This window comes from Bacillus sp. GC_Bacil_1, assembly GCF_026540675.1.
Taxonomy (GTDB): Bacteria; Bacillota; Bacilli; order Bacillales; family Bacillaceae_G; genus Bacillus_A; species Bacillus_A cereus.
The window spans coordinates 77,614-90,240 of the sequence record NZ_JALNUG010000010.1 but is presented as its reverse complement, the minus strand read 5'-3'; the positions used below and the strand labels follow the sequence as shown (position 1 = coordinate 90,240).

Below are 12,627 nucleotides of genomic sequence, written 5' to 3'. Positions count from 1 at the left end.
TATTTGTGAAATTATGGATGAACTCTGAAAATGATAAGAACGGTAATTTTAATCAAAATGGAGTAATGAACCGTGAATCAATGGCTACGGTGTTAGTAAATGCATATAAATTAGAATGGAATGAAAATAGTAAGTTACCAAAAGAATTTGCTGATTTGAAAAATCATTGGGCTCGAAGTATGCCAATATTTTAGTTTAGCAAGAAAATTCAAATTCCAAGTTGACACATATGAATTACAGAATTAAAATGAAAAGAAATCGAATACAATACATTAGAAGCTAATCAGATAAACTGAAGGCGCACAATGTTCACATTTGTGAATATATTGTGTGCCTTTTTCTATTGTATAAACTAAGGGGGCTTAACGATGAAAAAGTGGGGTAAGACAGCGTTTATGAAAAGTACAGGTGTTTTATTATCAGCAGTTGTACTTTTATCAGGGTGTGGTTCGGCAACATCCACTAGTAATTCTGAAGGAAGTGGAGATAAAAAAACAGTTGAGCTTTTAAATGTTTCTTATGATCCAACTAGGGAGTTATATCAAGATTTTAATAAAGATTTTGCGAAGTATTGGAAAGAGAAGCATGGGCAAACAGTAAATGTAAAACAATCACATGGGGGATCTGGAAGTCAAGCACGCTCTGTTATTGATGGCTTAGAAGCAGACGTTGTTACACTAGCACTTGCTTATGATATTGATGCCATTAGCAAGAAAAAACAACTAGCAGAAGATTGGCAGAAGCGACTTGCGAATAATTCTACTCCATACACGTCAACAATTGTATTTCTTGTTCGAAAAGGAAACCCGAAAGGAATTAAAGACTGGGATGACTTAACGAAAAAAGGTGTGTCTGTCATTACACCAAACCCAAAAACATCAGGCGGAGCACGTTGGAACTATTTAGCGGCGTGGGGATACGCATTGAAAAAATATAATAATAGTGAAGATAAGGCGAAAGAGTTTGTTGGCCAAATTTATAAAAACGTAGAAGTATTAGATTCAGGAGCGCGCGGAGCAACGACAACATTTGTTGAAAAAGGAATTGGTGACGTATTAATCGCATGGGAAAATGAAGCGTTATTATCTCAAAAAGAGCTTGGAAAAGATAAATTTGAAATTGTAACCCCTTCTATTAGTGTACTTGCAGAACCACCAGTAGCGGTTGTAGATAAAGTCGTTGATAAAAAAGGAACGAAAAAAGTAGCAGAAGGGTATCTTGAATATTTGTACTCAGAAAAAGGACAGGAAATTGCGGCGAAAAACTTTTATCGTCCGCGTAATGAAAAAGTAGCAGAAAAATATGCATCCCAATTTCCGAAAGTTCAATTATTTACAGTAGATGAACTATTTGGTGGCTGGAAAAAAGCACAAGAAAAACACTTTAATGACGGCGGCGTATTCGATAAAATTTATCAAAAATAATGCACTGCTAAAGGGGGATGAGGTGAAAGAGGATGAGGAAGAAGCGTGTTTTACCAGGGTTTGGATTATCGCTTGGATTTACAATGTTGTACATGAGTTTATTCGTACTTATACCACTTTCTATCGTATTTATTCAAACTTCACAGTTAGGTTGGAAGAAGTTCGCTGGGGTTATAACGAACGAGCGTGTGTTGCATTCCTATCAAGTTAGTTTTACAACTTCATTTGCAGCTGCTATTGTAAATGCCATTTTCGGTTTATTAATAGCTTGGGTGCTCGTACGCTACAAATTTCCAGGGAAACGACTATTAGACGGACTCATTGATTTACCGTTTGCACTTCCGACAGCTGTAGCTGGTATTACACTTACAACGCTTTATGCGGAAAATGGATGGATTGGGAAAATATTTAGTCTGTTTCACATAAAAGTAGCTTTTACACCACTCGGAATTATCGTTGCGCTTACTTTTATCGGTTTACCATTTGTCGTTCGAATGGTGCAACCAGTGCTGCAAAATATTGATAAAGAAGTAGAAGAGGCAGCTTCGAGTTTAGGTGCATCCCGCTTGCAAATATTTGTGAAAATCATTTTACCAGAGATCTTTCCCGCTCTTCTTGCAGGTTTTTCACTCGCATTTGCAAGAGCATTAGGAGAATACGGATCTGTCGTTTTCATCGCAGGTAATATGCCGATGAAAACAGAAATTGCACCACTGATGATTATGACGAAACTAGAACAATATGATTATGCGGGGGCAACAGCTGTAGCGACCGTGATGCTTATTATTTCTCTCCTTTTCCTTCTTCTTATTAATATGATTCAAAGCTGGAGTAGAAGGCATGAACTAAAAAGTGAATAGGAGGAGAGAAAATGGAACCAACAGTATTAGAAAAGAAAATAGTAAAAAGCGTATCAGCTAAAAAAGAATCTAAGCTTGTACCAGGCATATTAATTACGATTACAGTTTTATTTTTATCTCTCTTTCTATTACTGCCACTCATAACTATTTTTCTAAAAGCCTTTGAAAGAGGGATGGATGTATACATTGCCGCTATTACAGATCAAGAAGCATTTTCAGCAATTAGGTTAACGCTTCTCGTTGCGTTAATCGTTGTGCCTCTTAATACGATATTTGGGATAGCGGCCGCGTGGCTTATTACAAAGTTTCAGTTTAAAGGAAAACAAGTATTACTCTCTCTTATTGAACTGCCGTTTGCTGTGTCACCAGTTATCGCAGGATTAGTATTCGTTTTACTTTTCACACCGAGGGGTGCTCTTGGCGAATGGTTACTTGAACATGGAGTGAAACTCATTTTCTCTGTACCAGGCATTATTATCGCAACAATCTTTGTAACCTTCCCGTTCGTTGCACGTGAATTAATTCCCATTATGCAGGCGCAAGGGAAAAGTGAAGAAGAGGCAGCTTTATCACTTGGCGCAAGTGGCTGGAAAATGTTTTGGCGCGTTACGCTTCCAAATATAAAATGGGGTCTTTTATACGGCATGATTCTATGTAATGCCCGTGCTATCGGTGAGTTTGGAGCCGTTTCTGTCGTATCAGGTCACGTGCGTGGTATTACGAATACGATGCCACTCCATATTGAAATTTTGTACAATGAATATCAATTTTCAGCAGCATTTGCAGTAGCGACGTTAATGTCATTAATTGCAGTGTTTACACTCGTTATAAAAAACTGGATTGAATGGCGAATGGAAAAACGACAATAAGGGGGATTACGGTGAGTATTCAAATTCAAGGTGTATCAAAGCAATATGGTACATTTCAAGCACTAACAGACATTCATTTGGATATTCCAAAAGGTGAACTTGTGGCCTTATTAGGCCCATCAGGTTCTGGGAAAACGACGTTATTACGCATTATTGCAGGATTAGAAGAAGCGGATGGAGGCTCTGTTTCATTTGATGGGGAAGATTTAACAGACATTCACGTAAAAAACAGGCAAGTCGGTTTCGTCTTTCAGCACTATGCGCTCTTTAAGCATATGAATGTATTTGAGAATGTCGCTTTCGGTTTAAAAATAAGAAAGAAAAGCTTAAGACCGTCAGCAGAAGCGATAGAAGAAAAGGTAACAGAATTATTAAAGCTCGTAAAAATTGATGGCTTTGCTAAACGTTATCCAGCGCAATTATCTGGTGGACAACGTCAACGCATTGCACTAGCCCGGGCACTTGCAGTCGAACCGAAAATTTTATTACTCGATGAACCGTTCGGTGCACTCGATGCAAAGGTGAGAAAAGAATTACGCAGATGGCTCCGAAAATTACATGACGAATTTCAAATTACGAGCGTATTCGTAACACATGATCAAGAAGAAGCGTTAGACGTTGCAGACCGCATCGTTGTAATGAATGAAGGTTGCATTGAACAAATGGGAACACCGGAAGAAGTATATGAAAACCCAGCAAGTCCGTTTGTATATGACTTTTTAGGAAATGTAAATTTATTTCACGGCCGCGTTCATAAAGGAAAGCTAAATGTAGGATCGGTCGAACTAGAAGCACCAGAGCATAAGCACGTTTCCAACGTAGACGGAATAGCTTACGTAAGGCCGCATGACTTATCAATCTCTCGTACGAAACAAAGCATAGATGCAATCCCGGCAAAAGTATCTTATTCTCACGCAGTCGGACCTGTCGTATATGTAGAATTAAAACGAGACGGAACAGATGAATATTTAGAAGCAGAAATTACGAAAGAACAGTTCAAGCAGCTGAACATTCAAGCGGGTGATTTCGTATACGTACAGCCGAAAGAAGTGAAAGTGTTTATTCCGGAGGATTTTGTAATTTAAGAGTGTTTACTCTTAAATTACAAAATCTATTAATAAGAAAAGGTCTCCTAAAAGATATTTTAGGAGACCTTTTCTTTGTTTATCGTAATAACTTTTTCTCATATGAAATGTAGTCGGAAGTTTGTATATATAATAGCGGAGCGTGTTCAAACAACTATTTGATACGAGTAGTAATGAAGATATTCTTCCTACGTTCTTACATAAAATTTTTAATTTTGGATATTTGTATCATATGTTTCTGCGACAAACACAAAGTCTACATGCTCTTTATCAATAAAAATACTTGTTTTAGATGGAAGACCTGTTATGGTAGAAACAATATCAACCTCAACAAGGTCAAATCCTACACGATAAGCATCTTCAATTTCAATTCCACCAGTTAGAAAATGCAATCCATCCCCAAATGACTTAAATACAAATACATTTTCTTTCAAACTTTTATTATCCATTTCAATCCATTCTTCGTTAATATAAATCTTAAATGTCGTGCACTTTGGAACACACTCGATGTGATGTATCCCTTTATAACTATTAAGCGAAAACATCTAGGTATGAGTTTCTTTAAAGTTAATATCTATCCCGTATTTAAAAGCAAAAGTTTTATATACCATCTCATAAAACAATGGCATTACAATATCATCCCATGCGTCATAGGCAAAAGCATGAATTGGTATTAGATGAGGATATAAACTTACAATCGCTTTTTGAAAATTAAGTAAGATGGTTGTATCTGTAATTTCTTTTAAAGAATCATCTATTTCATGATCATAATCTTTCGAAATTCTGTTATCAATCATATGACAAACTCCTTACATAGTCTTCTATATACTACGTTTTTCCGCATCATCAGTTACGTTCCTTCTTCAACTAAATTGCAAGTTTAACCGATGATTCCAAAAGGCCCTTGTCTTATTTTATCAATCGTTAAATGGGGTGGGGATACTACAAGCATTAATGAGATAAGAAATCGTCTTTTCTTTTTTATGATATATTTATTTATCTTTAAACTTCAATTATATAATAAAAAAAGTATTCTGTGATTATGTTTAGGAAAATGTTGTTAAATTGTCGGATTTTGTACACGAAATATTCTAAATTTTAAAATTATATTTACTTTACTCTTTCTTTTATTTAAATTTGGATATGTAACATTGTTGTGTTAAAAAATATTTTAGCGAGGTGAGTTTATGGAAGGTAAGAAACAAAAGAAATGGTATAGGTACTTAATCCAACTTATTGTAGTTGCATTAATTGTTACTTCTATACCACTGAGCGGATTGGCGGAAACGGCACCACCGTTTACACCATCTCCAAATTCAGAACAAATTCCAGAAGTGGAAAAGAAAGAGGAGCAGGAATTACCAGCTCCACATCCAGATCAATTGAAGAAGGATAAGGCTAAAGCTAAAGCACAGGCGAGTCCGACTGAGATTGTAGAAGAAAGAACGGAAACCGAAAAGGTTTTTGATAACAATGATGGTACTTTTACAAAGAGGGTATATACGGAACCGATTCATGCAGAGAAAGATGGAAAGCTAGAAGAGGTTTCACCAAAATTAGTAGAAGCACCAAATGAAAAAATTGTAACTGAAAATACAACATTAGAACCAGAGTTCGAGAAAGCGACACAAGATGGAAAGTACGTTCAATTTAAAGTGAAAGATCATACTATTCAGTATAAATTAATAAGTGCAAATGGTGAAAAAGGTGAAATGAAGCCATCACCAGTCACTGCAACACATGAAAATAATACAGTATGGTATAAAGGGATTTTCCCAAATATTGATTTAAAGAGTACGACATTCAATGAAAATGTAAAAGAAGATTTTGTATTACGTGAATATACAGGACACCACATTTTTACATTTGCATTAGAAACAGATTTAACACCTAGCTTACAGGAAGATGGTTCAATCGACTTCCAAGATGAGAAAAAAGAAAAAGTATTCACATTGCCGAAACCGTATATGAATGATTCCAATGTGGATCAACAATCAGGTGAGGCTGTAACGTCAGATGCGGTTCGCTACAATATTGAGAAGAAAGATGAAAAAACATATACATTAACTGTTACCGCAGACCCACAGTGGTTACAAGCACCAGAGCGAAAATATCCGGTATATGTAGATCCTTCAATTGAATTGGATAACTTTGAAAATGCTTACGCTTCAAGTGTATTCGCTAATGTTAATTATTCAGGAGGAAAACTTTGGGATTCAGGCCAAAATGCTTACACGTTAAAAGTTGGGTATTATGACGCATCGATTGGCACCAACTTTTCATTTATTAAACCAGATGTTTCAAACTTAAAGGGTGCAAAGATTGAAAGTGCAACATTCCATGCCTATGCAGTTTGGCATTATTATGCGAATCAACCAAATGGTGTTTGGTTAGATGAAGTAACAAGTGGATGGAATGTTGGAAGTGTAAACTGGAATAACAAACCAGGTTCTAACAACATTGCACACGCTGATGTAGGCCGCGGAAAATGGGCCCAGTTCAATGTAACGAATACAGTGCAAGCATGGGTAGAAGGCGCGAGACAAAACAATGGCTTTAAGCTACATGCAAATGGTAATGGTCAAAATCACTGGAAGAAATTCATTGCAGCTGAAAATGGAACGAATGCACCATTCTTGGAAGTGAAATATTCCTACGCAAAACCGAATAAGCCAAGAGCACAAGCTTACTCAAATGGCAGTGGGAGTGGTTCAGGTCACTTCAATATACAATGGGACGCAGTTCCAGGAGCAACAGGTTATAAAGTTGCCATTTTTAATGGATATGATTATGAATATATTCCTGTTGGGAATGTGACAAGCTGGACGACGAAAGATAAAAAAATATTCCCGACGCCAGAAGAAATTGCACAAGGACGTTACTGGATACATGATGACGGGAAAGGTGCAGAAGCGCCTACTAACCCAGGACAAATATATAAAAATGCTTACGAGGCAGGAGGTCCGTACGGGGATTATAGCGGAAGAAGTAGCTACTGGATTCGTATTGTAGCAGAGTATCCGTTTGGGGATAGTCCACTTTCAGATGAAATAGTTCCATTTATTCCATTAGAACAAGTGAAAAAGCCAGACGGATCGGCCTATATTAATGCGACAGATAAGGAAACAGGATATGTCACATTAAAGTGGGATGCAGTTCCAGCGGCTGCAGGCTATAAAGTTTGGATTTATAACGGAAAAGATTACGAAGCGTTCGATGTAGGGAATAAAACAAATTGGACAACGCAAAATGAGAAAATTTGGCCAACGAAAGATGAAATTGCAAAAGGTCAATATTTACTTCATCATGATAAAAAAGGTGCAGAATTAGCAGTTGATCCATCACCTGTGTATAAGAATTCTGGCGGAATTTATGCTGGCTTTAAAAATTATTGGTTCCGTGTAACAGCGTATAGTAAAGCCGGACATGCTGAAAGTGAAATTTCGCATGAATTTGTCCCTAAATTTGCTCAAGACTTTGGGTTTATAGGGATGTTTGATTACTGGGCATCAGTTCCGGTACTAAATGGTAAAGTAAATGCTACAAATGGTAACTTTATCATGAGTGAAAAAGATATTACGTTATCAGGGCGCGGACCGGATGTATCAGTGGAAAGAACGTATAATAGCCAAAGTAAAAAAGTAGGTCTATTTGGTACAGGTTGGTCTAGTGGATTAGAAGAAAGAATTTTGGCTGAAGGAAATGGAAACTTACTATTAATTTCTGCTGATGGCGCAAATATTACCTTTACTAGAACAGGAGATAATACGTATCAAGCTCCTACTGGTATATATTTAGAAATTAAACAAGTATCAGGCGGATATGAAATAAAAGATAAAGACCAAACGGTTACTTTCTATAAATCTGGAGATGCACAAGGGCGTATCGAGTATACAAAAGATAAATATGGAAATACGACGACATATGAGTATGATGGGGAATCACGTTTATCAAAAGTGAAAAATGCTTCTGGCAAAGAGTTAGTCGTACAATATGACGGAAATAATAAAAAAGCAGCAAGAGTAATCGGCCCAGATAGCAAGACGATTACATTTAAATATGATGGAGATTTACTCGTTTCTTCTACAACACCAGAAGGAAAAGTATATAAATACGGATATGATAATGGATTACTAACATCTATTTATGATCCGCAACATACCGATGCAAAACCATATAAAACATCGTATGCATACGAGAATAATAGATTAGTAAAAGTAACGGACCCATTAGGAAAAGCTACGACATTAGCATATAATACAGATACGAAAGAAGTTACGTTAACGAATCCTAAAGGACGTAAAACTGTTTATACGTATAACGATGCTGGAAACCCAGTCAAAACAGTTGAAGATTCCGGACGTCTAAATTTAACAACAACGTATGAATATAATGCAAATAACCTAGTAAAAACAACAACTCCTAAAAATCAAACAGAAACAGCGACCTATGATGGTAATGGGAATGTAACTTCTGTTACTGATGAAATGGGAACAGAAAAGTTTGAGTACAATAAAGACAACGGGCTTATAAAAGCGACAGATAACGAAAATCGTGAAACAACAGTTGCTTATAAGGCTGCAAATACAGAAGTATCTGAAACAGACCAAGCAGCAAATACATCATCTTTCATGCAGTATGATCAGTTTGGAAATCCAATTGCGACAACTAGAGAGTTGGGAACAGGAGAAAACCTGATTCAAAATCCAAGCTTTGAAATGAATGGTACGGAAAAATGGGTACCAGTAAATGCGAATAATTCCGGATCTATTACAAAAGATGCAACACCGGCACCAGGTGGTCTGGGCGGAGAATCATCACTTAAAATTTCAACAAAAGCAACGAATAATGATTGGGGCTATATTGCTGCAATTCAAGAAGTAACGTTAGAACCAAATACAACGTATACGTTAAGTGGTATGATGAAAACGGATTTAGCCAATGGTGCTGCTTTCTTCAATGTACAGTTATTAAATGAAAACGGTGCTGGTGTAGATGGTGGATGGCATGATACTCGTCACAATAAAGTTCAAGGAACGAGGGATTGGGTTAATCGTCAAGTTACTTTTAAAACAACAGAACAAACGAGAAAAGTACAAATCTATTTACAAGTAGAAAATGGCGGTTCTGCTACGAGTGGTTCTGTCTGGTTTGATAAGATTCAACTAGAAAAAGGTGAAGTTTCTTCTAGCTTTAACCCAATTGAAAATAGTAGTTTAGAAAATATGGCGGGAAATGGCTGTATGCCAGGTTGGATTCGAGGAGATGGAACAAGTTGTGATCCGAAAGATGTTTCTCAGCAAGAGAGCTTTACGGGACATTCATCTATTGTATTAGAGCGTAGCCAATATGGTGGTTCAGATGTAGGATATGGCAAGCATATCACTATAAATCAGAAAAAAGCAGAACCAATTACGCTAACAGGAATGTCTAAATCAGTAAATGTAGAAAATACTGCACCAGACAAACTCTCTCGAGATTACTCTATTTGGGCGGATGTACATTATCAAGATGGCAGTGGGGAAAATTTCCAAGCGAAATTCCCAAGTGGGACAAATGATTGGAATCGTAGTGCGGTTGTAATCCCTGCCACTAAACCAATTAAACGTATGGAAGTTTATATGCTCTTTAGAAGAGAGAATAAAGGGAAAGTTTGGTTTGATGATATACGCCTATTAGAAGGTAACGCTCTTATTAAAAACGAGTACGACAACGACGGAAATGTTGTTGCGACGTATGATGAAGAAGGGCAGAAGAACAGCTTCACATACGATGCATCAGGAAATAAAAAGAGCGAGACAGATGAAAAAGGAAATACAAAACTATATGATTACAACAAAGATAATCTATTAACAAAGGTGACATTAAAGAATGGTACGTCTGTAAATTATCGTTATGATCATAATGGAAACACAACAGAAAAATCTGTCATGTTTGGTGGGAAAACACAAACACACAAATATGAATATGATGTAGATAATAAAAATACAGTGTATATCGACGCGTTAAACCGTCGTATTGAACATACGTATGATGAAAATGCAAACAAGATTAAAACAAAAATGCCAAACGGCTCTATTTTAGAATCTGTATATGATACAGCAGACCGTGTCATTGGTGAAAAACGCAATGGAAAAGATTCATTTACATTTGAACGTGATCAAAATGGACAAGTTACGAAAGTAAAAGATCTTGTCAATGGTGTAGAACTCACGAAAACATACGACAAGGCTGACCGCGTTACAAGTGCAACAGATAGCCGAGGCGGAAAAGTTGACTGGGCATACCACGACAAAGTAAACAGTAAGACAGAAAAACTAAAAGAACAAACAGTAACGCAAGGTCGATACACAAATAAAGTATCGTATGACTACAATACGTTAGATCAAAACATTCGTGTGACAGACGGTTCTCAAACGTATCGATTTGATTACGACGATCAAGGAAATGTTCGTACGTATACAGCTGGGAATGGTTCAGGTTCGACGTTTAACTATGACCATACGAATAAAATAAAAGACTTAGTAGTAGGTACATCGAGTGGTAATCTTCTATCTGAACGATATGAATATGACCAAGCAGGCAACCGTACGAAGATTAAACATGAAGGTGCGGACGGAAAAATAACAGAAACAAACTTTGTATATGACCCGATTAACCAACTATTAAATGAAGCATTACCAAACGGAACAACTAAATCTTACACATATGATGGATTTGGAAATCGTACGAGTGTGAAAGTTGTAGAGAATGGAAAAGAAACAAAGTCTATAGCGGCAACATTCAATGATGGAAATCAGCTTGTAAAGTTCGGAAATGAATCATTAACGTATGATGCAAATGGTAATCGTACATCAGATGGAAAGTACAAGTATACGTGGAACGAAAACGATCAAATTGTAGCTATCACAAAACAAGGTGAGAGCAATGCATTCGCAACGTATAAATACGATGAAAATAATCGTCGTATTGAAAAGAGTGTGAATGGTCAAGTAACACGCTACTTCTATGATGGCGATAGCATTAATCCGTTATATGAGACGGATAGTAGTGGAAATGTTCTTCGTCAATATGTATACTCCACAAGTGGTACACGCTTAGCTATGAAATCAAAAGGGCAAACGCTATACTATCACTACAACCCACGTGGTGATGTAGTCGCGATGACAGATCAAAATAGAGAAGTTGTAGCAACGTATGAATATGATGCATGGGGTAACGTATTAAAAAGTGACGCAAAAGGTATCGCAGCAGACAATCCATTTGGATATGCGGGATACATGTATGATAAAGAAGTTGGTATGTATTACTTGATTGCGAGATACTATAACCCAGACCATGGTGTGTTCTTATCGGTAGATCCAGATCCGGGTGATGAAGATGATCCGGTTACAATGAATGGGTATACGTATGGTGATAATAATCCGGTGATGATGGTGGATCCGGATGGGCATAAAGCATGGAAAAAGAAAGCAAAACGTATTTGGTATGCAACAAAGGCTGGCGCGAAAGCTGGTGGGAAAGCGTGGGTTGATAGTTATCTGAGTATTGGAAAAGGGTTGGCTTTGGGCGCAGGGTATTTTTATGGGTATGCTACAGGTAAACAGAATTATATAAATAAAAATAAGCCGGTCTATAACAAAGCATATGTAAATAAAGCTGCTAGAAAAGCAGGTTTAAAAGTAGGTCTCAAAGCATTTTGGGGCTTTGGATTAATAGAAGATGCTTATGTTTTTGGTTCGGCAGCATACAAAGGGTATAAAAAAGCATATAAAAACTATCGCTAAAATAATAAAAAATTCAGAAAGTGATCTTGGTGAATATGATGATGAATTTTAATAGTGTAGAGAATTTATTTTCGATACTTTTAAAGTATCCAGTACGTATAATTTTAATATGTATTGGAATAGGCTGGATTTTTAAATGTATCAAACAAGGTTACTTATTTTCAGCCGTACTTATGTTAACGATACTTACACTACTTTTTATTGTTACATTTACAAACATATTAGGGTCTGTTTTAAATGGTATTCCTCTTGCTATACAATATGGTGGTGTAGTATTTTTGGTAATACTATCATGTGTTATATTTGATTATGAATCTTCTCGTCAGTAAACTACTCACAACTTATCGTTCTTGCAGACTGTTTTCTATGTATGTGTGTTGGGATAGCCAGTGGGATTTTATAAAAGAAAAGGGGAAGATAATTAGTAAAACGGAGATAGAAATACATTTATTGGTATTTCTGCTGAAAAAGAGACGTTATAGGGTGGTAACGATTTTAGTAGTAAGTCTAATATATAATCATAACAGCCTTTACTCCATATAGGGCGTTCTTGATTAATAAAATTAATTTATTAATCAGAATATCTTTGATAATTATTGGCT

At 36.5% G+C, this 12,627-nt stretch carries 6 protein-coding genes and 1 pseudogene; 6 read left to right on the top strand and 1 reads right to left on the bottom strand.

From position 1 onward, the window contains the following. Positions 1-17 precede the first annotated feature (17 nt). The 5 genes from OXT04_RS29795 to OXT04_RS16625 all read left to right on the top strand — a co-directional run bounded on the left by OXT04_RS29795 (position 18) and on the right by OXT04_RS16625 (position 4,238). Positions 18-194: a hypothetical protein gene (locus OXT04_RS29795; RefSeq protein WP_001986183.1), complete on the top strand. Its 177-nt coding sequence runs from the start codon at positions 18-20 to the stop codon at positions 192-194. A gap of 174 nt (positions 195-368) precedes the next feature. After that, a complete protein-coding gene (locus tag OXT04_RS16640) occupies positions 369-1,424 on the top strand; it encodes a sulfate ABC transporter substrate-binding protein (protein WP_000758699.1) in 1,056 nt (351 codons plus the stop codon). Between the two features lie 32 nt (positions 1,425-1,456). Continuing rightward, positions 1,457-2,284 (top strand): sulfate ABC transporter permease subunit CysT, encoded by an 828-nt coding sequence (cysT, locus tag OXT04_RS16635; protein WP_001227879.1) that lies wholly within the window; start codon positions 1,457-1,459, stop codon positions 2,282-2,284. 11 nt (positions 2,285-2,295) lie between these two features. Further along, positions 2,296-3,153, top strand: a complete 858-nt coding sequence (cysW, locus tag OXT04_RS16630; RefSeq protein ID WP_097822128.1) for a sulfate ABC transporter permease subunit CysW — start codon at positions 2,296-2,298, stop codon at positions 3,151-3,153. Positions 3,154-3,164: 11 nt separating this feature from the next. Continuing rightward, positions 3,165-4,238, top strand: a complete 1,074-nt coding sequence (locus tag OXT04_RS16625) for a sulfate/molybdate ABC transporter ATP-binding protein (protein ID WP_267416054.1) — start codon at positions 3,165-3,167, stop codon at positions 4,236-4,238. A gap of 209 nt (positions 4,239-4,447) precedes the next feature. Here the strand turns inward: OXT04_RS16625 and OXT04_RS16620 are convergent. After that, positions 4,448-5,035: pseudogene (locus OXT04_RS16620) on the bottom strand (hypothetical protein). Between the two features lie 390 nt (positions 5,036-5,425). Here OXT04_RS16620 and OXT04_RS16615 point away from each other — a divergent pair. Next, entirely contained in the window at positions 5,426-12,025 is a 6,600-nt protein-coding gene (locus OXT04_RS16615; protein ID WP_267416052.1) for a DNRLRE domain-containing protein, read from the top strand. Positions 12,026-12,627: the final 602 nt, after the last annotated feature.